This window comes from Tenuifilum thalassicum (assembly GCF_013265555.1).
In the GTDB taxonomy this organism is placed as follows: Bacteria; Bacteroidota; Bacteroidia; order Bacteroidales; family Tenuifilaceae; genus Tenuifilum; species Tenuifilum thalassicum.
Map to the genome: position 1 here is coordinate 3,152,534 of NZ_CP041345.1, position 24,023 is coordinate 3,176,556.

General features: G+C 37.1%; 24 protein-coding genes. 13 read left to right on the top strand and 11 right to left on the bottom strand.

What is annotated here, in order from left to right; all coding sequences use genetic code 11:
* Positions 1-140: 140 nt before the first annotated feature.
* On the top strand, positions 141-1,091 hold the full coding sequence (locus tag FHG85_RS12975) for an AEC family transporter (RefSeq protein ID WP_173076602.1): 951 nt from the start codon (positions 141-143) through the stop codon (positions 1,089-1,091).
* Position 1,092: 1 nt separating this feature from the next.
* Here FHG85_RS12975 and FHG85_RS12980 read toward each other — a convergent pair whose 3' ends face one another.
* A complete protein-coding gene (locus FHG85_RS12980) occupies positions 1,093-1,653 on the bottom strand; it encodes a YceI family protein (RefSeq protein WP_173076604.1) in 561 nt (186 codons plus the stop codon).
* 86 nt (positions 1,654-1,739) lie between these two features.
* Between FHG85_RS12980 and dtd the strand changes: the two genes are divergently transcribed.
* From dtd to deoC, 3 genes are read left to right on the top strand one after another with little or no spacing between them, the layout of a single operon-like run.
* Entirely contained in the window at positions 1,740-2,195 is a 456-nt protein-coding gene (gene dtd, locus FHG85_RS12985; RefSeq protein WP_173076606.1) for a D-aminoacyl-tRNA deacylase, read from the top strand.
* Positions 2,192-2,527, top strand: a complete 336-nt coding sequence (locus tag FHG85_RS12990; RefSeq protein WP_173076608.1) for a nucleotide pyrophosphohydrolase — start codon at positions 2,192-2,194, stop codon at positions 2,525-2,527. The genes dtd and FHG85_RS12990 overlap by 4 nt, the downstream gene beginning before the upstream one ends.
* 33 nt (positions 2,528-2,560) lie before the next feature.
* Complete coding sequence (gene deoC, locus FHG85_RS12995) at positions 2,561-3,460, top strand: deoxyribose-phosphate aldolase (protein WP_173076610.1); 900 nt, start codon at positions 2,561-2,563, stop codon at positions 3,458-3,460.
* A 71-nt stretch (positions 3,461-3,531) separates the two neighbouring features.
* Here deoC and FHG85_RS13000 read toward each other — a convergent pair whose 3' ends face one another.
* Positions 3,532-5,130, bottom strand: a complete 1,599-nt coding sequence (locus tag FHG85_RS13000; RefSeq protein ID WP_173076612.1) for a sodium/sugar symporter — start codon at positions 5,128-5,130, stop codon at positions 3,532-3,534.
* Positions 5,131-5,232: 102 nt separating this feature from the next.
* Positions 5,233-6,141: a nucleotidyltransferase family protein gene (locus FHG85_RS13005; RefSeq protein WP_173076614.1), complete on the bottom strand. Its 909-nt coding sequence runs from the start codon at positions 6,139-6,141 to the stop codon at positions 5,233-5,235.
* 206 nt (positions 6,142-6,347) lie between these two features.
* Between FHG85_RS13005 and FHG85_RS13010 the strand changes: the two genes are divergently transcribed.
* The 8 genes from FHG85_RS13010 to mnmH all read left to right on the top strand — a co-directional run bounded on the left by FHG85_RS13010 (position 6,348) and on the right by mnmH (position 13,958).
* Positions 6,348-7,193, top strand: a complete 846-nt coding sequence (locus tag FHG85_RS13010) for a M23 family metallopeptidase (protein WP_173076616.1) — start codon at positions 6,348-6,350, stop codon at positions 7,191-7,193.
* Between the two features lie 87 nt (positions 7,194-7,280).
* Complete coding sequence (locus tag FHG85_RS13015) at positions 7,281-8,534, top strand: peptidase U32 family protein (RefSeq protein WP_173076618.1); 1,254 nt, start codon at positions 7,281-7,283, stop codon at positions 8,532-8,534.
* A gap of 38 nt (positions 8,535-8,572) precedes the next feature.
* Positions 8,573-9,190 (top strand): DUF4254 domain-containing protein, encoded by a 618-nt coding sequence (locus FHG85_RS13020; RefSeq protein ID WP_173076620.1) that lies wholly within the window; start codon positions 8,573-8,575, stop codon positions 9,188-9,190.
* Entirely contained in the window at positions 9,165-10,241 is a 1,077-nt protein-coding gene (locus tag FHG85_RS13025) for a glycosyltransferase family 9 protein (protein WP_173076622.1), read from the top strand. Before FHG85_RS13020 ends, FHG85_RS13025 begins: the two co-directional genes overlap by 26 nt.
* Before the next feature lie 17 nt (positions 10,242-10,258).
* Positions 10,259-11,170, top strand: a complete 912-nt coding sequence (locus FHG85_RS13030; RefSeq protein ID WP_173076624.1) for a YitT family protein — start codon at positions 10,259-10,261, stop codon at positions 11,168-11,170.
* A gap of 10 nt (positions 11,171-11,180) precedes the next feature.
* A complete protein-coding gene (rsgA, locus tag FHG85_RS13035; RefSeq protein ID WP_173076626.1) occupies positions 11,181-12,116 on the top strand; it encodes a ribosome small subunit-dependent GTPase A in 936 nt (311 codons plus the stop codon).
* Positions 12,117-12,159: 43 nt separating this feature from the next.
* On the top strand, positions 12,160-12,927 hold the full coding sequence (locus FHG85_RS13040; protein ID WP_173076628.1) for a TIGR00266 family protein: 768 nt from the start codon (positions 12,160-12,162) through the stop codon (positions 12,925-12,927).
* A gap of 5 nt (positions 12,928-12,932) precedes the next feature.
* Positions 12,933-13,958, top strand: coding sequence for a tRNA 2-selenouridine(34) synthase MnmH (gene mnmH / locus FHG85_RS13045; protein ID WP_173076630.1), 1,026 nt, complete (start codon positions 12,933-12,935; stop codon positions 13,956-13,958).
* On the opposite strand, the gene FHG85_RS13050 is transcribed toward mnmH, so the two are convergent.
* The 3 genes from FHG85_RS13050 to FHG85_RS13060 form a co-directional block, all read right to left on the bottom strand.
* Complete coding sequence (locus FHG85_RS13050) at positions 13,947-14,786, bottom strand: universal stress protein (protein ID WP_173076632.1); 840 nt, start codon at positions 14,784-14,786, stop codon at positions 13,947-13,949. The genes mnmH and FHG85_RS13050 overlap by 12 nt on opposite strands.
* A gap of 112 nt (positions 14,787-14,898) precedes the next feature.
* Positions 14,899-15,873, bottom strand: coding sequence for a polyprenyl synthetase family protein (locus tag FHG85_RS13055; protein ID WP_173076634.1), 975 nt, complete (start codon positions 15,871-15,873; stop codon positions 14,899-14,901).
* Between the two features lie 11 nt (positions 15,874-15,884).
* Positions 15,885-18,152: an efflux RND transporter permease subunit gene (locus tag FHG85_RS13060; protein ID WP_173076636.1), complete on the bottom strand. Its 2,268-nt coding sequence runs from the start codon at positions 18,150-18,152 to the stop codon at positions 15,885-15,887.
* Positions 18,153-18,405: 253 nt separating this feature from the next.
* Here FHG85_RS13060 and FHG85_RS13065 point away from each other — a divergent pair, with 253 nt between their 5' ends.
* On the top strand, positions 18,406-20,115 hold the full coding sequence (locus tag FHG85_RS13065) for a Na/Pi cotransporter family protein (protein WP_173076638.1): 1,710 nt from the start codon (positions 18,406-18,408) through the stop codon (positions 20,113-20,115).
* Between the two features lie 107 nt (positions 20,116-20,222).
* On the opposite strand, the gene atpG is transcribed toward FHG85_RS13065, so the two are convergent.
* From atpG to atpE, 5 genes are read right to left on the bottom strand one after another with little or no spacing between them, the layout of a single operon-like run.
* Positions 20,223-21,101, bottom strand: coding sequence for an ATP synthase F1 subunit gamma (atpG, locus tag FHG85_RS13070; protein WP_173076640.1), 879 nt, complete (start codon positions 21,099-21,101; stop codon positions 20,223-20,225).
* 6 nt (positions 21,102-21,107) lie between these two features.
* Positions 21,108-22,697 carry a F0F1 ATP synthase subunit alpha gene (atpA, locus tag FHG85_RS13075; RefSeq protein ID WP_173076642.1) on the bottom strand — a complete coding sequence of 530 codons (1,590 nt, stop codon included), beginning with the start codon at positions 22,695-22,697 and terminating at the stop codon, positions 21,108-21,110.
* Positions 22,698-22,703: 6 nt separating this feature from the next.
* A complete protein-coding gene (atpH, locus tag FHG85_RS13080) occupies positions 22,704-23,255 on the bottom strand; it encodes an ATP synthase F1 subunit delta (protein WP_173076644.1) in 552 nt (183 codons plus the stop codon).
* 2 nt (positions 23,256-23,257) lie between these two features.
* Positions 23,258-23,752, bottom strand: a complete 495-nt coding sequence (gene atpF / locus FHG85_RS13085) for a F0F1 ATP synthase subunit B (protein ID WP_173076646.1) — start codon at positions 23,750-23,752, stop codon at positions 23,258-23,260.
* An 11-nt stretch (positions 23,753-23,763) separates the two neighbouring features.
* Positions 23,764-24,021 carry an ATP synthase F0 subunit C gene (gene atpE / locus FHG85_RS13090; RefSeq protein ID WP_173076648.1) on the bottom strand — a complete coding sequence of 86 codons (258 nt, stop codon included), beginning with the start codon at positions 24,019-24,021 and terminating at the stop codon, positions 23,764-23,766.
* Positions 24,022-24,023 lie beyond the last annotated feature (2 nt).

Below are 24,023 nucleotides of genomic sequence, written 5' to 3' on the forward strand. Positions count from 1 at the left end.
TTTTAAGTGACTTTTTTTGTAAATTGATAATTACACGCCATTAAGTATGAATTATATCGGGTAAATTGTAATCTTTGAACCTGCAATAACCTTTTTTCTAATTTTTATATTACATACATTTGTACGATAAATATAGCAAAATGGGTTCAGAAATCATCATTCATCAGCTTTTAATTTTTGGAGTTTTAATTGTTGTTGGGGCTATTGGCTCCTACTCTGGAATTATTACCGAAAAGGCTAAAGATTTTCTTTCGCGTTTTATCATAGATATAACCCTACCCTGCCTTATTTTTTCAACTTTTGCAAGAATCGATAGCAACTCTCAGCTTCTTATAAATGGGGGGTTAGTTTTTGCATTCACCTTTGTAAACCTATTTTTAGCATTTGTTGTTGGTTCTGCATCTTCTAAACTCCAAGGGCTAAACAAGGGAAATTCAACTATACATACTCTTCACACCATGTTCGGTAACATTGTATTCCTTGGTTACCCCCTATTTGATGCACTTTTCCCTGGCGGTATTGGTATTTTTTATGCAGCGGCTTACCAACTTGCCTCTAATTCTGTCACCTTTACTTATGGTATCTACCGTTTAAGCTCTGGTACTAACAAATCGAGCTTTAAGCGACTAATGAACATTAACACCATCGCCCTACTTATCGGATTTGGAATAACCGCATTTAAAATTCCAGTTCCATCGTTTTTAATAGATGCATTAAGCGGTTTAGGGAAAGCAACAAGTCCCCTATCGATGGTTTATATTGGCGCTTTACTTATGGGAATTGGTATTCGAAAATCGGTTAAACACTGGAGCATTTATATTCTCAGCTTCGTTAAACTTTTACTCCTTCCAATAGCTGCAGGTTTCTTGTACATGTTTATAGTTAAAACTTTCAACTTGAACATGTCGCGCGAGGCATTTATTGTACTTGTAATGGAAATGGCAATGCCATGCCAAACCATTGTGGTTGTAATGAGCAGGCGATATGGTGGAAACTACCAGCTTGCAGCAGGAAATCTTTTTGTTACCACCATACTTAGCATATTAACACTACCTGCTATTTACTTCTTTCTGAACTACCTGCTTGGATAGCTTATTTAACAACTAGTTTTACTTCTATTGTAAACTCATCATAAATCATCTTATCGCCTAAACCTTCAAAGAATTTACCAGAACCATACCTTACATTGTAAAGAGTTCTATCAACCGTAATCTTTGATGAATAGGTGTTACCATTCTTAACAACCTCAAAGGATATGGGATGGGTTATGCCTTTAATTGTTAAATCTGCTGTTACCTTTGCCTTATTGTTCTGAAACTTTTCTGATTTCAAATTGCTTAATAAGGCAACCTTGTATGTTCCTACAGTAAAAAAATCGTCGGATTTTAGATGGTCAATAAGCTTTTTATTCCACTCTGGACTCTCTAAATCCTCATTGGTAATGGATTCCATATCGATGACAAAATTGCCTCCGGCTATCATACCATCGCGAATTACAAGTTTTCCCTCCTTAAGTTTCACCTGCCCATAGTGTTCACCTGTTACCTTCTTGGCATTCCACTTTAAGGTTGAACTATGAACATCGGCAATAAACTCCTGCGACCAAGCAGCTGTGCTGATTAGGAGTGCTGTTAGAATTGATAAGTATTTCATATTTAATAATTTTGATTATAATACACTAACAATCAAAGAGTAAAATTGTTTTTATATCTTAGCAAGTTGTATTAATCTTTAATAAAATGCGAATAGTAATTCAAAGAGTTAGCAGTGCAAGTGTTAGCGTTGATGGAAAAATAACAGGAAAAATAGACAATGGGTTGCTCATTCTAGCAGGCTTTGAGCATGCCGATACCCACGAAGACCTTGAATGGATGGTGGGTAAAATTACCCGTTTAAGAATTTTCAACGATAACGAGGGCGTAATGAACTTAAGTGTAATGGATGTTAATGGCGATATTCTTGTAGTTAGTCAATTTACCCTACATGCAAAGACTAAAAAAGGCAATAGGCCCTCCTATGTTAACGCAGCACCTTCCAACATTTCCATCCCCCTTTACGAGAAATTTATAGAGATGTTAGAAGATTCCATTGGTAAAAAGGTTGAACAGGGTGTTTTTGGTGCAATGATGGATGTTAGCCTGGTAAATTCAGGCCCCGTAACAATTATTATCGATTCAAAAAATAGAGATTTATGACAGAATTAACGCTTAACGAGGCACAAAAGCTGGTTGACGAATGGATTCAGACTAAAGGTGTTCGATACTTCAACGAGCTAACAAATATGACCCTTTTAATGGAAGAAGTTGGTGAGCTTGCACGCATAATGGCTCGCAGGTATGGAGAACAATCGTTCAAAGATGGCGAAACCGACCACGACCCAACTCCTGAAATGGCAGATATCCTTTTCGTTTTAATCTGCCTTGCAAATCAAACGGGTGTGAACCTTAACAAAGCCCTACTTGAAAGTATTGAGAAAAAAACAAAACGCGATGCAGAGCGTCATCTTCGCAACAGCAAATTATTGTAACTTTGTAATTCAAATCATAAAATATAATTCACTATGGAACTTTCATTTGAAGATAAATTCAACATTGAGGTTGATGAGCTAGAGGTTGAAAAAGCCATAAATAGGTTTAAAGATATTGCCCAATCGCGTAAAAGCGATATAGAAGTTTTAAAGAAATGCTTTAGCATGATAGACCTTACCACCCTCAACGCAACCGATGGCTATGAGCGCGGTAAACTTTTTGCTGAAAAGGTAAGCCAATTCCCCGACCAGTTTCCAGGCATGCCAAACGTTGCTGCCATTTGCGTTTACCCTTCGTTAGTTTCTGCCGTTAAGGAAAATCTTTCAGCCCCAAATGTTAGCATTGCTTCAGTTGCTGCAGGATTCCCAGCATCGCAAACATTTCTTGAAATAAAACTATCGGAATGCGAAATGGCTCTTGAACATGGGGCCAATGAGCTTGATGTTGTTATTTCGGTTGGTTCATTCCTCGAAGGCGATTACTATACTGTTTTTAGCGAGCTGCAACAAATTAAAGAGGTTGCCGGCGATGCAAAGGTTAAAGTTATCCTTGAAACTGGAGCACTAACTTCGTTAGATGAAATTAAACTAGCTTCATTCTTGGCAATGGAAGCTGGCGCCGACTTTATTAAAACCTCTACAGGAAAACTTGAGCCAGCAGCAACACCTGAAGCAGTTTATGTAATGTGCACAGCCATAAAGGAGTATTACGATAAAACAGGGAAAAAAGTAGGTATGAAACCTGCTGGTGGCGTATCAAACTCTTACGATGCTGCTCTTTTCTATACCATTGCAGAACAAGTTTTGGGACAAGAATGGCTATATCCAGGTTTGTTCCGATTTGGAACAAGTCGTCTTGCCGATGTGCTTTTAAGTGATATTATTGGAAAGGAAGTAAAGTACTTTAGTACTTCTTCAACAGCAAAGTATTAGAAATTATTTTGAACTTAAAAAAGATAAGGGTGCCCGAATCAGAGCACCCTTTTTTATCTTTATAAAATTCTCTACCACCAGATTGTGTAGAAGAATATTAGTATAACAATTACACCAATTGAGCCAATTACAAAAGCCTTGCTAGTTTTAAACATATCGAACGAAATGGTAATGGCTTTTTCGTGATTTTTATTCCCTTCAATTCTTGCAAATATCCAAATTAGCAACATGCTCAACAAGAAAACTATTCCCATTCTGTCCATGAAAGGAAGAGTTGGCATGAAGACTTTAAATAGTAGAGAGAAAACGAACGTACCAATTGCAGCAGCAAGAGCACCATTTGCAGTAGCTTTCTTATAGAAAAATCCAGCTAAGAATATCGCTAGTGCACCCGGACTAACAAAACCGGTAAACTCTTGAATGTACTGGAATGCTTGGTCGAGAGTAGATAGTTGCGGAGCAATAATAACAGCAATTATTAATGCAGTTAAACTTGCAAGCCTACCCACGGTTACCAGCTTATGCTCACTCGCTTTTTTATCGATATACTCCCTATAAATATCCATGGTGAATATGGTAGAAACGCTGTTCATCATTGATGCAAGAGAGCTTACAATAGCTGCAACCAATGCTGCAAAAGCTAATCCTTTAACACCTGTAGGGACAAAGTTGTGCAATAGCCAAGGGTAAGCTTCGTCGGATTTTGTGATATCGGCATTCAAAGCGAAAGCAACAATACCAGGAATTACAACGATTAAAGGAATTAATAGCTTAAGATAAGCGGCAAACACCAATCCGTTCTGAGCTTCCTTTACACTTTTTGCAGCAAGAGCGCGCTGAATGATATACTGGTTACAACCCCAGTAATAAAGATTTGCTACCCACATACCTCCAATAAGAACACTTATTCCAGGCAAATCAAGATATGCATCCTTTAAGCCACCCTTACCATCGGGAATCATAAGGGTTCCTTTTTCGAGTATCATATCAAACTTTTCAGGAGCCTTTTGAAGTAATTCTTTAAAGCCGGCAATAAATCCGTGACCTCCGCTAAGATAATCAAGTGCAAAGTATGTGGTAACTAAACCGCCCCCCACTAAGAATACAACCTGAACCACATCGGTCCATGCAACAGCTTTTAACCCGCCGTAAATTGAGTAAAGTGCTGCAAAAAAGGCCAGACCAATCATGGCATAAAGCATGGGCACACCCATGATGTTATACATGGCAAGCGCACCCAAATAGATTATTGAGGTAAGGTTAACAAACACAAAAACTAAAAGCCAGAAACCAGCCATTACCGTTTTAACCCTTTTGTCGTAACGCGACTCAAGGAACTGGGGCATGGTAAAAATTTTCTTTTCTAGGAAGATTGGTAGGAAAAACACTGCTACCAAAATAAGAGTTAGAGCAGCCATCCATTCGTACGAGGCTATACCAAGTCCGATAGCAAAACCCGAACCAGACATTCCAATAAACTGCTCGGCAGAAATGTTTGAAGCAATTAGCGATGCCCCAATGGCCCACCAAGGCAGGGCTCTTCCTGCCAAGAAATAGTCGCCGGAGTTGGTCTCCGAATCGCGCTTACGAAACGAAACCCATAGGCCTAAACTAACTATTAGTAATGCGTATGCCGCAAATACTATGTAATCAATTGTTTCGAACTTCATAATTATTTGTTTTGGTTTATTTTAGGTTTTAAGGCAAATGTAAAATAATACATCGGTAGACAATTATTTTATACTACATCAATAGTTACACAAGGCATCTAACTACTTGCTCCATAAAGGAGATGGATATTCGCCTTTTTCAGCCAACTCTTTAAACTTGTTTACTACCATTGGCCTATCGCCTGGATAGGTCACACCAAACCAAGCGGCCTTGGTATCCAGAACCTTACATTTGGCATATCCTTCTTTTATTGCCTTGTTTACTACAGTTGGAATATAAAATTCTGCCTTAGCATTTTCAATTTGATTGGAAAAGAAGTCTGTCATCTGCTTTTCGGTATATTCAAAAAAGTCGGGAGTAAATCCCCAGAAATTCATAGAAACTGGAACGTTTTCATCAACCTCAACAAGGTTTCCATTCTCATCTTTATATTTTACAACCCCGTTAATTCGTTCAATGTGAGTACGCTCTACTACATCTTTTAAATATCCATTTTCATCGGTTGAACAAACCCCACGCGATACAGCTCCTTGCTCCGATAGCGTATTCCCTAACTTATATCCTACCATGAAATAGCTACCACCCTTAAGATTTGGCTCCGAGAGAGCTTCGGCCATAACTCTAAAGGTATCGTAACCATAAAAATCGTCGGCATTAATAACCGCAAAAGGTTCGTTAACAACATTACGTGCTACCCATACGGCGTGAGCTGTTCCCCATGGTTTTTCTCTCCCTTCGGGAACTTTAAAACCCGATGGAAGCATATCTAACTCTTGAAAGGCTATCTCCATTTTTATACCTGGATCAAACCTATTCCCAAAAACCTTTATAAAATCCTTTTCAATGGATTTTCTGATTACAAAAACAACTTTACCAAATCCTGCCTTTAGAGCATCGTACACAGAATAATCAATTATGGTTTCGCCATTAGGGCCTAAGGCATCAACCTGTTTGAGGCCACCATAACGGCTTCCCATTCCAGCGGCAAGTACAATAAGTGTAGGTTTCATGCAAACAATATTTAGTTAGTTAATATTACGCTTTCAGTTTACTCAAGTAGGAAACTGTCATTCAATCGAAAAATACCATTTATATTTAATTTTTCGTTAACTTGTCTTCCTGCTTAATTATATTTCATGCTAGAGAGTCTTTAACAGCATTGCTGCCACCTTGGCAAAGTTATTGATAGTATCTAAAAAGCAAAACTTTAAACATTATGAAAAGGTTTATACTTTTATTCGCACTTCAAAATCTTCTGATTATAAACTTGTTTGCACAAGATAAAGGTAAAAGAGAACTTGAAGCCGATTTTGAAAAGTTCAAGCAAGAGCAGGAACAAGATTTTCAGAATTTCAAGCAAAAGCGGCAAGAAGAGCTTAAACAGCTCGAGCTCGATTATCTTAACTATTATAATGAGATGATGGGGCTTAAAAATCATTATATCAAAAAGAAGGAGCCACAAAAAGCCGAGGAAGTGCAGGATATTATCGATTTTGAAAACTCAATTGCCCATGCCTTAAAATATAATATCCCGGAAAGGATTAAAATTACAACCCAGCCTAAAAAAGCAGATAATATTAAAGAACCATTCGTCGATAATAAGACAGAGATAATACCACCTAATGCAGCTGCTAAAGAAAACAAAAAAGTAAAAGATGGCATACCTGTTCTTACCCCAGTTCCAAAACGTTTAGCTCGAATTACCTCGCCATTTGGTGTTAGATTCCATCCTGTACTCCATAAACCAATAAAGCACAACGGAGTTGATTTTGGTTGTGGTAGAGGCGCCGAAGTTTATGCATCGGCAAGGGGAAAGGTTGTGTTAGCAAAGTTCAGCCGTTCTTATGGGAATTACATTATTATTGAACATGAAGGCGGTACAAGTTCTGTTTACGCCCATTTAGACAAAATCAAAATTCGAAAGGGCAATATTGTTAAAAAAGGTGATATAATTGGCTACTCAGGTAGCACAGGACGAAGCACTGGTCCTCATCTTCATTACGAGGTTAGGATTAAAGGTATACCAGTTAACCCCAAAGACTATCTTGTAGAAACAAAATAAACCAGCTAAAAACCTATAATAAAATATAGCTAACTACTCAAGTCGTTAAAGACAAACATATTTCCTATTTTTGCAAAAAATTTGCAAATGCTAAAACGAGAGGATATTGAAGTAATGGCGCCGGCCGGAAATTTTGAGTCGCTTATGGCTGCCATTCAGGGAGGAGCAAACTCTGTTTACTTTGGGATTGGTAACCTTAACATGCGAGCAAAATCGAGCATTAACTTCAATGTTGATGACCTACCAGAGGTTGTTCGCATATGTAATGAGCATGGAGTAAAGACTTATCTTACTGTCAACACCGTAATTTACGATAACGACATCCCCGACATGCACGAAATTATCGACACAGCAGCCTCTGCTGGAGTAAGCGCGCTTATTGTATCGGATCAGGCAGCTATGCTCTATGCAAGGCAAAAGGGGATGGAAGTTCACATTTCTACTCAGCTAAACATTAGCAATACCGAATCGCTTAGATTTTATTCTCAATGGGCCGACGTGGTAGTTCTTGCCCGTGAGCTTAACCTGGAGCAGGTTAAAACCATTTACAATAACATCCATAACCAAAATATCATAGGACCAAACGGCAAGCCAATTAAAATTGAACTTTTTGCTCATGGTGCCTTATGTATGGCCATCTCTGGCAAATGCTACCTTAGCCTGCACGAAGCAAACTCATCGGCAAACCGAGGAGCTTGCCTACAAATCTGCCGCCGTTCCTACACGGTTACCGATAATGAAACTGGTGCTCAGCTGGAAATAGATAACGAGTACATAATGTCGCCAAAGGATCTTTGCACCATTAACTTTATCGATAAAATTCTGGATGCCGGTGTTAGAGTGCTAAAGATTGAAGGTCGTGCTCGCGGTCCCGAATACGTTAAAACGGTTACCCAATGCTATAACGAAGCGGTAACAGCTGTTTGCGAAGGAACCTATAATAAGGAAAAAATCGACGGCTGGATGAAGCGGCTTTCAACTGTTTTTAATCGTGGTTTTTGGGATGGTTACTATCTTGGCCGCAGACTTGGCGAATGGAGTAAATCGTACGGCAACATAGCAACCGAGCGAAAACAATACGTTGGCAAAATTACCAACTACTTTTCTAAACTTGGTGTAGCCGAAATTGCTGTTGAAGCATCGGAACTTTACCTCAACGATAAAATACTGATTATTGGTCCAACAACAGGGGTAATTGAATATGAGGTTAAAGAGCTTCGAGTTGATGAAAAACCAGCTGAATTTTCACCCAAAGGAATTAGGTGTTCAATACCAGTTCCAGAAAAGGTGCGCCGTGCCGATAAACTTTATAGAATTGTAAAAATGACTAATCATCAATAATAATTTGTAAATTAGAAGTTTAATTAAAATAGATTGATATGAGTTTCAGCCAACTTTGTAACAAGATTTTTTGGGATTGTACCCTGCATTACCACACCATGGACAATGTTGATGCAAAACCAACAATTCCCTATGAACCAGGAACAATTGAATTTTCACTTTTCACTAAAAACTGGATTGATGCAGTTCAATGGCATTTAGAAGATATTATCCGCGACCCCAATATTGACCCTGTTGATGCATTAAAAATCAAACGTAGAATTGATAAATCAAATCAGGACAGAACCGATTTGGTTGAAATGATTGACAGCTATTTTCTTGAGAAGTATAAGGATATTAAGCCTTTGCCAAACGCTACCATCAATACTGAAAGTCCAGCCTGGGCTATCGATCGCCTATCAATTCTTGCCCTTAAAATTTACCATATGGAGCAAGAAGTAAAAAGAACCGATGTGTCGCAAGAGCATATTGATACTTGTCAGAATAAACTTAACATTCTTTTGGAGCAACGTGTTGATCTATCAACCGCAATTGATCAGCTTTTAGATGATATTGAGCATGGACGTAAGTACATGAAGGTTTACAAACAAATGAAAATGTATAACGATCCATCGCTTAACCCAGTTCTATATGGTTCAAAACAACAGAAAGGATAAAACCTATCCTAAAAAGTTACTGGTAATCAGGTTAAGTGCCATTGGCGATGTGGCCATGACGGTACCCGCTATTTGGTCGCTGGTTACAAATCATCCAGATGTTCAGGTTACGTTTGTTTCGCAAGGTTTTGCTCGGGATATAATCAATCAAATCCCGGGCGTTCTTTTTGTTGAAGCAAATACAAAAGGAAGACATAAAGGTCTTTTGGGGATATGGAAACTTTTTAAGGATCTTAAACGGGTTGACAAATACGAGGCAATTGCCGATTTGCATAATGTAATCCGAAGCAAGATACTTCGAAATCTTTTTTTTCTTAGCGGTGTTACAACAATATCGGTAATTGATAAGGGTAGAAAGGAAAAGCGTAAACTTGTTCGCCTTAAAAACAAGCAGCTAGTTCAGCTTAAAGATACACCAACTCGTTACATGGATTCTTTAAGACAGTTAGGATATATCATTGACGATAGTTTTGATTACTTTTTCCGGGAAGTTCGCCTGCCCGATGAAATAACAACCCTGTTAGGATACAAGGATAAGCGCTGGATTGGCATTGCACCCTTTGCCAAACATAAAGGGAAAATTTATCCGCTTGAAAAAATGGAAAGGGTAATTGAAATTCTTTCCCAATCCAAAATCAATAAGATTATCCTTTTTGGTGGCGGAGGCGAAGAACAAAAAAAGCTATCGGAATGGGAAAGCAGGTTTCCCAATACAGTTTCCGTTGCCCGAAAATATAGCATAACAAATGAGCTAAAACTCATTTCAAACCTCGATGTTATGCTTTGCATGGATTCGGCAAACATGCATTTTGCTTCATTGGTCAATACACCTGTTATAAGCATCTGGGGTGCTACTCATCCCTATGCAGGTTTTTATGGCTGGAAACAAAATCCTAAAAATGCCATTCAGATCGACCTGACATGTAGACCATGTTCTATTTACGGCAACAAATCTTGTTTTAGAAAAGACAACGCTTGCCTAAATAGAATTGAACCAGAACTTATTGTAGATAAAATCAACACTTTAATTGACAAGTACAATAAATTTTAATATCAACACGTTGAGCTATGACATACATAACTAAAGAAAAACTTTTTAGCAAGGATTGGTTTAAGGCTTATGCCTTAATTTTAGTTGGCTCATTTATACTCGCAGCAGGATTTGTACTATTTATTGACCCACATCGAATTGCACCAGGGGGAGTTTATGGAATTGGTATTATTGTTCACTACCTTACAAAGGGTTTGTTCTCATGGGCACCCGATGGATTCCCAATTGGTACCGTAGGTTTGCTTTTAAATATACCTCTTACCATTATCGGAATTAGAGTTCTTGGACCAATGTTTGGTGTTAAAACAGTTGTTGGATTTGTTTTAACATCCGTGTTCATCGATGGGTTACACCTGTGGTTAGGTTACGATCCATTGGTTGACGATGTGCTTCTGTCATCTATTTTTGGAGGTGTTCTTATTGGTTTTGGTCTTGGTTTAATATTTAAATCAAAGGCAACATCAGGTGGATCGGATATCATTGCTATGGTGATTGCAAAGTACACCAAGCTGCCACTTGGCCAGCTTATGATTTATGTTGATTCTACTATTGTTCTTCTTGCCCTAGTTGCCTTTCAGGACTGGAAAATTCCTCTTTACTCTTGGGTGGTGATTTACGTTACCGGTAAAGTTATCGATATGACCATTCAGGGTGTTAGCTACGATAAAGCATTATTCATTATCTCTGATAAATACGAAGAGGTAAAAAATAAAATTATCAACGACGTTGAACGTGGGGGCACAGTTATAAACGTTCAGGGTATGTATACAGGTGCTGATAAAAAAATGATTTTTACTAACGTTTCGCGTCGAGAAGTGCATATGATTAAGGACTATATTCGTGAGATTGATCCTAATGCTTTCATAACAGTTATAGATGCCAACGAGATTCTTGGTAGTGGTTTTAAACCTTTAGCTGAAACGCTTTAAGATTCATACCATGGAGAAGGGATTAGTGCTAAAAAGTACAGGTAATCGGTATAAGGTTAGACTAGAAAATGGTAAAACCTTAGATTGTGTTGCCCGTGGCAGGCTACGTTTGAACGAAATTAAAACCACTAATCCCTTAACTGTTGGCGACTGGGTTGATGTGGAAGTTAGAGACGATGGAACAGGCCTAATCACTCTTATTCACGAAAGAAAAAATTACATTATTAGAAAGGCTACAAACCTATCACGTGAAGCACATATCATTGCTGCCAATATCGATCAGGCACTTTTAATTGTAACCATAACCCAACCCGAAACTCAACTTGCATTCATCGACCGTTATCTTGTTACAGCTGAAGCCTACAGAATCCCAACCATACTTGTATTCAATAAGGTTGACTTAATTGATGAGTCGTTAAAGCCTGTTTTAAACAGCTACATCTCTATATACGAGTCTATTGGATACAAGTGTTTACAAGTATCTGCTAAAGAGAATATAAATATCGACCTACTTAAAGAAACGCTTAAAGATAAGGTTAGTCTTTTATCTGGTAACTCTGGGGTAGGCAAATCGACCTTGATAAACCTTATTGAACCTGGGTTAAATTTAAAAACCGCCGAAATTTCAGCAGCTCATCTAAAAGGTAGGCACACCACTACATTTAGTGAAATTTTTGAATTAAGTTTTGGTGGTTATATAATTGATACTCCAGGAATTAAAAGTTTTGGATTAGTTGATATTGATAAGAATGAGCTTTACCACTTTTTCCCCGAAATATTTAAACTTTCTGAAAAGTGTAAGTACTACAACTGTACTCATATCCACGAGCCAGGTTGTGCAGTAATTGAAGCTGCAGAAAAAGGTGAAATTGCTCCATCGCGATATTTAAGCTACCTTAGCATTTACGATGATGAAAATGAAAAATATCGACCTAAATTAAAGTAAATATTTAACTACAAACTACTATTCATCTAAATACCTTAAATTTATGAAATCACATGAAATAGATTACAAGATAATGGGTGATTCAATTCAGCTTGTAGAAGTTGAACTTGACCCACAGGAAACAGTTATTGCCGAAGCGGGTGCTATGGTTTACATGGAAGAAGGAATTGAATTTGAAACCAAGCTAGGCGATGGATCAAACCCAAGCTCGGGATTTTTTGGTAAGCTTTTATCTGCTGGAGCCAGGGCTCTAACAGGAGAATCGATATTTATGACACATTTTACCAATAGAGGATTAGGGAAACGTCGTGTATCCTTTTCAGCCCCTTACCCTGGTACTGTTGTTCCCATAAATCTCGCCGAAACTGGGGGAAGTCTAATTGTTCAGAAAGATGGCTTCCTTTGTGCGGCATTTGGTACAAGTGTTTCTTTGCATTTTAATCGAAAGTTAGGGGCTGGTCTTGTTGGTGGTGAGGGCTTCATTTTGCAGCGCTTAGCGGGCGATGGTCTTGCATTTGTCCATGCAGGGGGTACCGTAATTGAAAAACAGCTTAATAATGAAACCCTCAGAGTTGATACTGGTTGTATCGTAGCTTACGAGCCCACAGTTGAGTTTAGCGTTCAAACAAGTGGCGGATTAAAAAGTATGCTATTTGGTGGCGAAGGACTTTTCCTAGCAACGCTTTCAGGTACAGGAAAGGTTTGGTTGCAATCCATGCCAATCAGGAAACTTATTCAAGCTATTGCTCCCTACGGTAAAAATGCTTCGAAAGGCAGCAGTTCCATACTTGGTAATTTGTTAGAAGATTAGTACCAATGGCTGAAATTATTAGTATAGATAAATTCGTTGAACTAATTGATAATTTACCAGTTATTGACGTAAGGTCGCCATCGGAATATGACAGGGGTCATATTCCTGGCGCAATTAATATTCCCCTTTTTTCCGATGAGGAACGTGCTGCTGTTGGTACAAAATATAAGAAAGTAGGTAGAAAGGATGCAATTAAACTAGGTTTGGAACTAGTTGGCCCAAAGCTTAAGGGTTTTATTGACATTCTAGAGCATAGCGTTAATCAAAAAAACATTTTAGTTTACTGCTGGCGAGGTGGAATGAGGAGCGCCAGTATGAGCTGGCTTTTCGGCTTAGCAGGCTACAAGCCAAAGACCCTTGAAGGAGGTTATAAGGCCTTTCGCCGATTTGCACTTGAAACCTTCTCTAAACCCTATAGACTTCTTATTTTGGGAGGAATGACTGGTAGTGGGAAAACCGATATTCTTAACAAGCTTAAACAAAATGGCGAACAGGTTATTGACCTCGAAGGCCTTGCTAATCATAAAGGTTCGGCATTTGGTTGGATAAATCAAGGAAATCAACCCAAAACAGAGCATTTCGAAAACTTACTTTTTAATCAGCTAAGAAAACTTGATGCATCAAAACACATATGGGTTGAAGATGAAAGCATGGGAATAGGGCGCGTATTTATTCCAAAAGAGTTTTATAGTCAAATGAAAAATAGCCAACCGGTTATTTTAAATGTTGACATTGATACCAGAATAAACCGATTGATAAAAGATTACACTGCTTGCGATAAGAATGATTTAATTGAGTCCGTTAAGAAAATTCAAAAACGGCTGGGTTTTGACAAGGCACAGAAATGTATCGACCATATTAAATCCAACAACTTTGCTGAAGCAATTAGGATAACCTTAGAATATTATGACAAAACCTACTCATACGGCCTTACACAAAAAAAATTACCACCGATATTTGTAAATACCGATGGCAATGATGATAATCTTATATCAAAATTAATAGATATTCGCAAGAAACTAGATGCCTAGTGTACCTGGGTTTACACAAAGAACGGGTATTCGAGCCTTATTTGCAATAATGTATTGTTCCTGTGCTCCAAAGACAAAGTCAGTTAAGTCGATATTGGGTGTTGTCATGACTATAATAAGGTCGGCCTCAATATCAACTGCAAGGTTAACAACCTCCTCCTGAAAACTCTTTCCTTTTGAAGAGTTATGAATTTCCCACTCTAAACCATGTGCCTCTATGTTCCTTTTAGCAAAGGCTAGGTTATTATTAATCTTTTGCTGTACACCAGAATCAAATGCATTAGGAATAATAATGTGAAGTTTTGAATTGAAAAGTTTAGCATATCGTATGCCCCAATTAATTTTTTCTTTGTCTTCATCTCTAAACTCAACTGGCATAACAATATGCGAGAAAACTTTGTCCTTTTTTGGTTCTTCCTGTACAACAAGGAAAGGAACCTCGGAACCAGCAATCACCTTCAGCGCCCAACTTCCAGTTAATTTTTGCACGCCTTTTATTCCATGCGTTCCCATAATAACAAGTTCCGCTTCCGACTCACTTGCAAATTCACTAATTGTATTGAATAGGTTTCCTTCAAGAATATGCGTTTTAACTTCAATTCCATACTCTTCTGAAATACGCTTCTTATCATCGTGAAGCATCTCTGATGCTTCAGTTTTAGAATATTTGCTTTTATTAAACAAACCACCGGTTTGGATAACATATAGGAGTTCAATACTAACTGGATCTGTAATAAGCTTTGATAAGTTCACAGCATGCTTTAAGGCATTTTCTGCAACTATTGTAAAATCCCAAGGGATTAAATATTTATGAACCTTTTCAGCCATAGTCCTTTATTTTTAGATAGATAAATTTACGATTTTTTTTTTATGAAAGAAATTTTTAATAAACTTTTCGGACTTAAAAGGTTTGTTTTTAAGGAAAATATAAGCTATTCATTTAGCTTTCACGTCCAATCAGCTTACTAAGAATATTACTCAAAACAATTTTCCTACCTGGTTCTACACTAAGCTGATTTAAAGAAGATTGAGCTTTATCAAAGTATTCATTTATCAAGCTCTCAATGCTTTCTTTTACTTTTACCATGCCGAAGTACTCTTTAACTTTCTGAATTTTAAGATTTCCTTCAATATCTTTTCTATTGTATAATTCGAGAAACTCCTTTTTTGCTGTATCATCTAATTTATGGTATGTTTCAATAGAAAGCATTGTTTTTTTGGCAGAAATAATATCACCACCAATGCGCTTTCCAAAAACATCACTTTTGCCGTACGTATCGAGTAAATCGTCTTGAAGCTGAAAAGCTAATCCCATTGTTCTTCCAAATTCTCCAATAAGTTCAATATCATCGGATGAGGCACCTCCTATTACGGCACCAATTTGTAACGCGCCTTTAAGTAGAACAGATGTTTTTAGCTCTATCATTTTTAAATAATCTTCCTTTGATACCATCTCAAGAGTCTCAAAATCCATGTCCATTTGCTGTCCTTCGCATATCCCAATTGCAAAACTGTTGAATATAGAGATTACCTCAGGAAGTACTTCTTTATCAATCTGATTTAAATACTGATAGGCTAAAATAGTCATAGCATCACCTGAAAGTATCGCTATATTATCATTCCACCTCTTATGAATGGTTTCAAATCCACGTCGCATTGTGGCTTTATCCATAATATCATCGTGAACAAGAGTGAAATTATGAAAGATTTCGACAGCGATAGAAGCAGGAATTGCGTTATCTATGTCATCGGAATAAAGGTTACATGCGGCTAAAAGTAAAGCAGGGCGAATACGTTTTCCACCCATCCCAAGGATGTAAGAAATTGGCTCATATAAATTTCGGGGTTCCTTATTTAGTCTAACCTGCTTAATAGCTTCTGTAATCTTTGAGTTTATTTCTTCTAATGTATACATTATAATCAGCGTTAAATTTCATCGTCAAAACCTGAACTCATTTCTAAAACAATCTCTTCATCAACCGATGGCTTTGAGGGTTTAGGCTTATCAAACTGACGAAGAATTGAAGGTAAAACAAAAAGGTTGGTTACTACAGCATATAGCAGAGTAATTGCCACAAGAAGTCCAAGCGATTTGGTTCCCCCAAAACTAGATGCAATGAATACGCTAAAGCCAAAAAGTAGAACAATTGACGTGTAAATCATGCTAATTCCAGTTTCACGAATTGCATGGAAAATAGATTCCTTTACATTGAATCCTGTCCAGTAAAGTTCTTGACGATATTTTGTTAAGAAATGAATTGAGTTATCGACAGCGATACCTAATGCAATGCTAAAAACAATAACGGTACTTGGTTTTAAATTAATACCAAAATACCCCATGGTTGCAGCAGTTAGTATTAAGGGAATAAAGTTAATTCCAATAGCAAACAAGACCATTTTAAATTTGCGGAAAAGCCAAGCAATTGCAATCGCAATAAGAAGTATTGCTAAGAATAAACTTGAAGTAAGGCTATGAACTAAATACTTAATGCCATAACTTGTAACTACACTTGCTCCTGTAATGGAAACATTTTTGGAATCACTTCCAAAAACTTGTTGAATATCGTTATTAATGCTATCAAAAAGCACTCCCATTTGCTGAGAGCCAACGTCGGCAACATTATACATGATTCTCATATATTGCCCTGTTGAATCAACCATTTTGGCGTACATATCGCTTACACCAATACTTCGAGGAATATAGGACATAATGAAAGCCCTTTCAAAAGGTCCAGGTAAACGGTATTGTTTTTTATTACCATTATAGTATGCCTGTCTAGCAAACTTTGCAAGTTCAACAATAGAGAAAGGTTTTGAGAGTTCAGGATATTTTTCTAATTCCTTTTGAAGCCTATCTATCTTTTGGTAATTTGAATAGTTTTGAAATCCATTTGGTCGTCCGGTGTTTAAAACTATCTCAAGGGGCATAATTCCAGTAAAGTGACGTTCAAAGAATTTAAGGTCGCGTTGCACGGGATGATTTCTTGGAACATCGTCAACCATATAGCCATTTGCTTTTAGCATTGATGCTCCAACTAAACCAAATACTATGGTAACTACGGTAACAACAAAAACCCACTTTCTCTTATAGTAAACAGTCATTACTATACGCGAAATAGCTTGCTTAAATGTAGTTCTATTTAAATGCTTAAGATGTCGTTGCTTGGGTAGAGGGGTTATGCTAAAAAAGAACGGGATTATAATTAATGAAATAACAAATATTCCTAAGATATTTAAAAATGCAACCAAGCCGAACTCACGTAAAATTTGAGTCTTGGTAAAAACAAAAGTTACAAACCCTAAAGCTGTGGTAAGGTTGGTTAAAAAAGTAGCGCTTCCAATCCGATAAATTACCCGAAATAGGGCTCTCATTTTATTTTTATGATGAGCTATTTCGTGATGATATTTATTTATCAAATAGATACAATTGGGTACCCCAATAATAATTAGCAAAGGTGGAACAACTGCGGTTAAAAGGGTTAAGTCGTAACCTAAAAGTGTTAACGATCCGAGCGACCATATAACTGAGGTTCCAACAACAACTAGTGAAATGAAGATTATTCTAAACGAACGGAAAAGGAAGTAAAGAATTAAACTAGTGGCCAAAACTGCGAGAGCGACAAAAAGAAACATTTCAAACTTAATCATTTCGGCCACAACTGCTCTAATATATGGTAAGCCAGAATAATGAAGTTGATTCCCTGTGTTTTTCTCATAAACCTTACATTCATCCAATATCCCGTTTATTATCCTTATACGATTAACCTTTGTTATTAATTCGCGATTAAGGGTAATAAGCATTAAGTAAGTATGTGTCTCTGAATTATAAAGCAAGCCTTCATAGAAAGGTAAACTATTAACAAGCCGAGATAAACTATCAGATTCTGGTAAGTTAGATGAGGCAAAAAGTTTTTGGGCAACAAATTTTTTTGTGAGTGTATCTTTTGCTAACGTAATAATATCGGTTATAGAAAAAATGTTCTCTACACCATCCTTATTTTTTAGATTTTTTTCAAGGGCAAACCAGCTACTTAAGTTATCCTTTTCAAAAAAAAGTGAATCTGTAACACCAATCACCATTATGTTTTCGCCCTTACCAAAGAGCTTACTGAACATTTCGTTCTGCACTAATATACTATCGGTCTTTGGTAGTAATGGTGCTGGTTTATATGAAAGTTTTACTTTGGTAGCCATCCAGCCCATGTAAAGTGTAAAGAGAAACAAAAGGCTTATTAGCAAAAACCGCCTTTTAAGTATAAATCTTGCTAAATGGTGAAACATAGTTTTACGATTAGTTACAAACTTTAAAGAAAAACATAATCTATGCGAATGACAAAAATAGGGTTTAATTATAGAATTTTGAATTAAAATACTAAAAATTACCTTTGCAATGTGTTTTTGAACTAGCAATAAGTAATATAAAGTAAATATTGTAACTCAAATTAAAATGAATTACGGACTATTAGACTTTCTAAATCTTGTTGGTTCGCTAGGACTCTTTCTTTTTGGAATGAAACTTTTAAGCGAATCGCTTCAAAAGGTAGCTGGTGATAAAATGAGAAGTATCCTAGCTTCCATGACATCAAATAGGTTCATGGGAATACTCACAGGTTTTTTAGTAACCACTGTGGTTCAATCGTCATCAGCAACTACTGTGATGGTAGTTAGTTTCGTTAACGCTGGCTTGCTTTCTCTCGCACAATCTATTGGGGTGATTATGGGCGCCAACATTGGAACAACTGTAACTGCCTGGCTAATTTCATTACTTGGCTTTAAGTTTAGCATAATGCTTGTTGCCGTTCCCCTAATTGGCCTTGGTTTCCCAATGCTTTTTTCAAGTAAACATAATGTTAAATTTTGGGGTGAAGCCATTATTGGTTTTTCGCTACTTTTTATTGGATTAGACTTTTTAAAAGGGTCAGTCCCCAGAGTTGATCAAAATCCTGAAATGTTTGCTTTTCTATCAAACTATAGCAACATGGGTTTTGGTTCCATTCTAATCTTTTTAGGCGTTGGTACTTTATTAACTGTTGTTATTCAATCTTCGAGCGCTACAATGGCTTTAACACTTGTAATGTGTAATCAGGGTTGGATATCATATGAAGTTGCTGCTGCTATGGTTCTTGGTGAAAATATAGGAACAACAATTACTGCAAATATTGCTGCACTTATAGGCAATGTTTCAGCTAAACGAGCAGCAAGAGCCCATTTCTTTTTTAATATTATTGGTGTTATTTGGATGTTGATTCTTTTCTATCCTTTTACCAGAACAATTGCTAACGTTCTTACTAATATTACTGGCCTATCCCCATACACAAACCCAAATGAAATTCCTTTTGCACTTAGTATTTTCCACTCTTCTTTTAATATTATCAACACTTTTGTTTTGGTTTGGTTTACGCCTATACTTATTAAAATTGTAACATGGCTAACTCCATCTAAAAAAGATGAAGATGAAGAGTTTAGACTAGTTCACATAAATGTTGGATTAATGACTACAGCCGAATTGTCATTAGTTCAGGCACATAAAGAAGTTGCTACATACGCCAAGCGAGTTCACAGAATGTTTGGTTTTGTTAGGCAGCTATTTTCCGAAACTAATGATAAAGAGTTTGATGCCCTATATCAACGTATTGAAAAGTATGAAGGGATTAGCGATAGAATTGAAGTAGAGATAGCAACTTACTTAAACAAAGTTTCAACCTATGAGCTAAGCGATGAGAGTTCCCGTAAGCTGCAAGCCCTATTCCGGGCAATTAGTGAAATAGAATCTGTTTCCGATAGTAACTTTCACCTTGCTAGAACATTAAAACGAAAACGTGAGCAAAAGGTGTGGTTTAATCAGGAAATACGCGATAATTTAAATAAAATGTTCGATTTGCTTGACGATGCATATAGTATTATGAAACAGAACCTTGAAACAAGTCAACGAAATGCTTCAATTAATCTTGGACCTGTTTATGAAATAGAAAAACAGATTAATGAGTATAGAGCGCTCTTAAAGGAAAATCATATTAAGAATATAGAAGCAAATAAATATAAATACCAAGCAGGAGTAATTTATAGCGACATGTTTAACGAAGCTGAAAAGATGGGCGATTATATGGTAAATGTTTCAGAGGCAATTGCCGAAATTGAAAAACATTCCATAAATTAACGCTTGTCCGATAAATAATTTCTCTCATTTAATAGCTAAACATATCAAAGGGAGCCCATTGGCTCCCTTTAATTATTAATCTACTTTAACTTAATATTTCTTTACTTTTATTCCTGACTTAATGCGTTTGCGCCAGATACAATTTCCAATATTTCGTTGGTAATTGATGCCTGCCGAGCCTTATTATACTCAATAACTAGTTGTTGATGCAAGGTATTGGCATTTTCAGTTGCTTGGTGCATTGCTGTCATTCTTGCGCCATGTTCAGCGGCAATACTTTCCAAAATAGTTGAATGTAACTTATTTAAAAGAAAGTATGGCAAAATCTTTTCAAGTAGTTGTGTAGGATTGGGTTCAATAATTGGTTTATTTAAACTTGTTTTATCATCTGATTTATTAATATTTATAGGCAGATATTGTTCAAAAACTTGATCTTGCGAGGCAGCACTCCTAAAACGATTATATGCTAAATAAATCTTATCGGTTTTATTCTGTAGGTAATTTGATAAAACTTCATTAAAAAATTCTTTTGTATGTTTAATGCTTGGCTTATCTAGTATTTTGTGGTTTAAAGGAAATACTTCTAAACCTTTCCGCAAAAATGCTTCTTCGCCCTTTTTACCTAAAGCAAGTATAGAAATCCTTGCGCTAGGATAGTTTCTTTTTATTTCGTTATACTTTTCAAATGCGTATTTAATAATATTTGAGTTGAAAGCACCACACATGCTATTGTTTGAAGTAATAACTAAAAGAGTAATATGCTTAATCTCTTTTCTTTCAGAGGTATAATTAGTTTTAACAGAATCAATATAACCATTCAAATGGTTTAATATATTATTTATTTGTTCATTAAAGGGCCTAAAACGTAAAATATTATTTTGTGCTTTTTTAAATTTGGCAGCCGAAACCATTTTCATAGCACTGGTAATCTTCCGGGTGGAAGCAACCGATGCTATTCTGGTTCGTATTTCCTTAAGATTAGCCATACTGAACTACTTGTTATATTCAATATAGTTCTTTGAAACCTCCTTTGCAAGGTTTGTTAGGGCGTCAGCAATATCATCGGAGAAATCACCCCTTGCAATTTGTGCTAGTTCAGATTTTAGCTGCAATCTACAACGATCAAGAAAATCTTTCTCAAATTCTCTAACCTTTTCAACTGGTATGTCTTTGAGTAAGCCTTTAGTTCCGCAGAAAATAATTGCAACCTGCTCTTCAACTGGTAAAGGTTGATATTGTCCTTGCTTCAAAATTTCAACATTTTTAGCACCTTTATCAAGTACGGCAAGGGTTGCATCATCGAGCTCTGCACCAAACTTGGCAAAAGCCTCTAGCTCTCGATACTGGGCTTGATCAAGTTTAAGAGTACCAGCAACCTTACGCATCGATTTAATTTGTGCTTTACCTCCTACCCTAGAAACCGAAATACCAACATTAATTGCAGGACGAATTCCATTATTGAAAAGATTTGATTCTAGGAAAATCTGACCATCGGTAATGGATATTACGTTAGTAGGAATATATGCTGAAACATCACCTGCCTGTGTTTCTATGATAGGCAGGGCTGTAAGTGAACCACCTCCTTTAACTAATGGTTTAAGAACGGGTGGAAGATCGTTCATCTGTGAAGCTATCTCATCGTTACTTATAATTTTTGCAGCACGCTCAAGCAGGCGTGAGTGCAAGTAGAAAACGTCTCCGGGATATGCTTCTCGCCCTGGTGGACGACGAAGTAGTAACGAAACCTCACGGTAGGAAACGGCTTGTTTTGACAGGTCATCATAAACCACCAATGCATGACGACCTGTATCCCTAAAATATTCACCAATGGTTGCACCTGCAAACGGGGCGTAAAATTGCATGGCTGCAGGATCCGAAGCGGTTGCTGCAACTATTGTTGTATATTCTAAAGCACCGTGCTCTTCAAGAGTTCTGGCAATGCTGGCAACTGTAGAACCTTTTTGACCTACAGCAACATAAATACAATAAACGGGATCACCCTTTAAATAATTATTTCGTTGGTTAATAATTGTATCGATGGCAATGGCAGTTTTTCCTGTTTGTCGGTCACCAATAATCAGCTCTCGCTGACCACGACCAATGGGAATCATTGAGTCAATAGCTTTTATACCTGTTTGAAGCGGCTCACTTACAGGTTGACGATAGATTACACCTGGTGCTTTACGCTCAATTGGTAAAACAATTGTTTTCCCAGTAATAGGACCTTTCCCATCAATTGGTTCGCCAATAGTATTTACTACACGGCCTAAAAGGCCATCACCAACCGGTATAGATGCAATTTCGCCGAGCTGTTTTACCCTGTCTCCCTCTTTTACTTTCTCTGTTGGTCCTAGAAGAACAATACCCACGTTGTCTTCCTCAAGGTTTAGAGCAACTCCTTTTATACCCGATTCGAACTCAACAAGCTCGTTGGCCTTAACATTGTTTAGGCCATAAACGCGAGCAATGCCATCGCTTACCTGGAGTACAAAACCAGTATCTTCAAATTTTGCCCTTGTGTCGACACCTGCAAGTTCGTCTTTAATTAGTTGAGTTATTTCTGAGGGTTTAATTCCTGCCATAGCCTATCAATTATCTAATTTCTTTTCTAGTAACATCTTTTTTACAGCGTTAAGCTGTCCGTGAACGCTAGAATCGTAAATCTTACCATTTACAATAACCGTAAAGCCAGCAATAAGTTCTGGTTTTACTTCAACATCAATTTCGCACTCAGCTTTAAAATCATCTTTTATTCTCTCTTCTACAGCTTTAATGGTTTTGCTATCAATGCTTTCCGCTACTTGAAAAATTACTTCAAGAATATTTTTCTTTTTTAAGTAAAGAGTTCTAAATATCAAGAGTGAATGATAAAGAATTGTAGAACGATTACGATTTATGAGAAGAACAATAAATTTTTGTAACGAAGAGGGTAGCTGACTCTGAACCAATTTTTCAAACAAGCCAACTTTTTCTTCAGTACCTAACCCCTTATCATCTAAAACATTTCTAAAGTTTGGGTTTAGCTTGAAAAGTTTAATAAGGTTCTTTACGAAAGGATATACCTCTTCCAGCTGGTTCTGAGAACTACAAAACTCAAAAAAGCCTAATGCATACCTTTTAGCAAGTGCTTCTAAACTCATTGTTAATTTTTGGACATTTCCTGAAGTAATCGTTCAATATACTCCTGCTGTTTATCTTTATCCTTTAGCTCGGAACGTAAAATCTTCTCGGTTAAACTGATTGTTAGCTCTGCAACGGTATTGTAGAGCTCCTGCTTTGCAGCCTCCTTTTCAAGAAAAATTTGTTGGCGAGCCTTTTCGAGCATTTTCTGGGTTTCTACCTTGGCTTGTTCTTTGGCTTCGGCAATTAGTTTTTCTCGCAATGCTTTTGTTTCAGCCATTTCGCGCTCACGTTCTTGACGAGCCTTTTCCATTAGCTCTTTGCTTTCGTCCTGCAATTTAGCAATTTCTGCGCGAGCCTCTTCAGCCATTCGCATTGAACGAGCAATACTCTCCTCCCTGTTTTTAAGCGCCTGCAAAATTGGTTTCCATGCATACTTTTTTAGTATAAAAAGCAGCACACCAAATGAAAGCAAGGCCCAAAATAACAGGCCGTAATCGGGGGTAACTAATCCCATAGCTTACGGTTTTAAACAAATAGAGCTACAATCAATAGAATCAGTGCAAAAAAAGCAACACCTTCAATAAGGGCGGCAGAAACAATCATATTACTTCTGATATCACCAGATGCCTCAGGTTGGCGGGCTATAGATTTTAATGCAGATTCACCAATTTTTCCAATTCCCAAGCCAGCTCCAATTACGACAATTCCAGCACCAATTGCAATAGCAGCTTTTGCTATAGAAGCGCCATCAAGCGATTGTAAAAGAATAAGTAGTGTGTCCATAA

What these genes read in the sequence shown, in the direction of transcription:
- FHG85_RS13020 (WP_173076620.1), top strand. Translation starts at nt 8,573, where the DNA reads ATGAGTTTCAGCCAACTTTGTAACAAGATTTTTTGGGATTGTACCCTG.
- FHG85_RS12990 (WP_173076608.1), top strand. Translation starts at nt 2,192, where the DNA reads ATGACAGAATTAACGCTTAACGAGGCACAAAAGCTGGTTGACGAATGG.
- dtd (WP_173076606.1), top strand. Translation starts at nt 1,740, where the DNA reads ATGCGAATAGTAATTCAAAGAGTTAGCAGTGCAAGTGTTAGCGTTGAT.
- FHG85_RS13005 (WP_173076614.1), bottom strand. Translation starts at nt 6,141, where the DNA reads ATGAAACCTACACTTATTGTACTTGCCGCTGGAATGGGAAGCCGTTAT.
- FHG85_RS13000 (WP_173076612.1), bottom strand. Translation starts at nt 5,130, where the DNA reads ATGAAGTTCGAAACAATTGATTACATAGTATTTGCGGCATACGCATTA.
- FHG85_RS13015 (WP_173076618.1), top strand. Translation starts at nt 7,281, where the DNA reads ATGCTAAAACGAGAGGATATTGAAGTAATGGCGCCGGCCGGAAATTTT.
- FHG85_RS13055 (WP_173076634.1), bottom strand. Translation starts at nt 15,873, where the DNA reads ATGTATACATTAGAAGAAATAAACTCAAAGATTACAGAAGCTATTAAG.
- deoC (WP_173076610.1), top strand. Translation starts at nt 2,561, where the DNA reads ATGGAACTTTCATTTGAAGATAAATTCAACATTGAGGTTGATGAGCTA.
- atpE (WP_173076648.1), bottom strand. Translation starts at nt 24,021, where the DNA reads ATGGACACACTACTTATTCTTTTACAATCGCTTGATGGCGCTTCTATA.
- atpG (WP_173076640.1), bottom strand. Translation starts at nt 21,101, where the DNA reads ATGGCTAATCTTAAGGAAATACGAACCAGAATAGCATCGGTTGCTTCC.
- atpH (WP_173076644.1), bottom strand. Translation starts at nt 23,255, where the DNA reads ATGAGTTTAGAAGCACTTGCTAAAAGGTATGCATTAGGCTTTTTTGAG.
- atpF (WP_173076646.1), bottom strand. Translation starts at nt 23,752, where the DNA reads ATGGGATTAGTTACCCCCGATTACGGCCTGTTATTTTGGGCCTTGCTT.
- FHG85_RS13040 (WP_173076628.1), top strand. Translation starts at nt 12,160, where the DNA reads ATGAAATCACATGAAATAGATTACAAGATAATGGGTGATTCAATTCAG.
- atpA (WP_173076642.1), bottom strand. Translation starts at nt 22,697, where the DNA reads ATGGCAGGAATTAAACCCTCAGAAATAACTCAACTAATTAAAGACGAA.
- FHG85_RS13065 (WP_173076638.1), top strand. Translation starts at nt 18,406, where the DNA reads ATGAATTACGGACTATTAGACTTTCTAAATCTTGTTGGTTCGCTAGGA.
- FHG85_RS13050 (WP_173076632.1), bottom strand. Translation starts at nt 14,786, where the DNA reads ATGGCTGAAAAGGTTCATAAATATTTAATCCCTTGGGATTTTACAATA.
- FHG85_RS13025 (WP_173076622.1), top strand. Translation starts at nt 9,165, where the DNA reads ATGGTTCAAAACAACAGAAAGGATAAAACCTATCCTAAAAAGTTACTG.
- FHG85_RS12975 (WP_173076602.1), top strand. Translation starts at nt 141, where the DNA reads ATGGGTTCAGAAATCATCATTCATCAGCTTTTAATTTTTGGAGTTTTA.
- FHG85_RS12980 (WP_173076604.1), bottom strand. Translation starts at nt 1,653, where the DNA reads ATGAAATACTTATCAATTCTAACAGCACTCCTAATCAGCACAGCTGCT.
- FHG85_RS13060 (WP_173076636.1), bottom strand. Translation starts at nt 18,152, where the DNA reads ATGGCTACCAAAGTAAAACTTTCATATAAACCAGCACCATTACTACCA.
- FHG85_RS13030 (WP_173076624.1), top strand. Translation starts at nt 10,259, where the DNA reads ATGACATACATAACTAAAGAAAAACTTTTTAGCAAGGATTGGTTTAAG.
- rsgA (WP_173076626.1), top strand. Translation starts at nt 11,181, where the DNA reads ATGGAGAAGGGATTAGTGCTAAAAAGTACAGGTAATCGGTATAAGGTT.
- FHG85_RS13010 (WP_173076616.1), top strand. Translation starts at nt 6,348, where the DNA reads ATGAAAAGGTTTATACTTTTATTCGCACTTCAAAATCTTCTGATTATA.
- mnmH (WP_173076630.1), top strand. Translation starts at nt 12,933, where the DNA reads ATGGCTGAAATTATTAGTATAGATAAATTCGTTGAACTAATTGATAAT.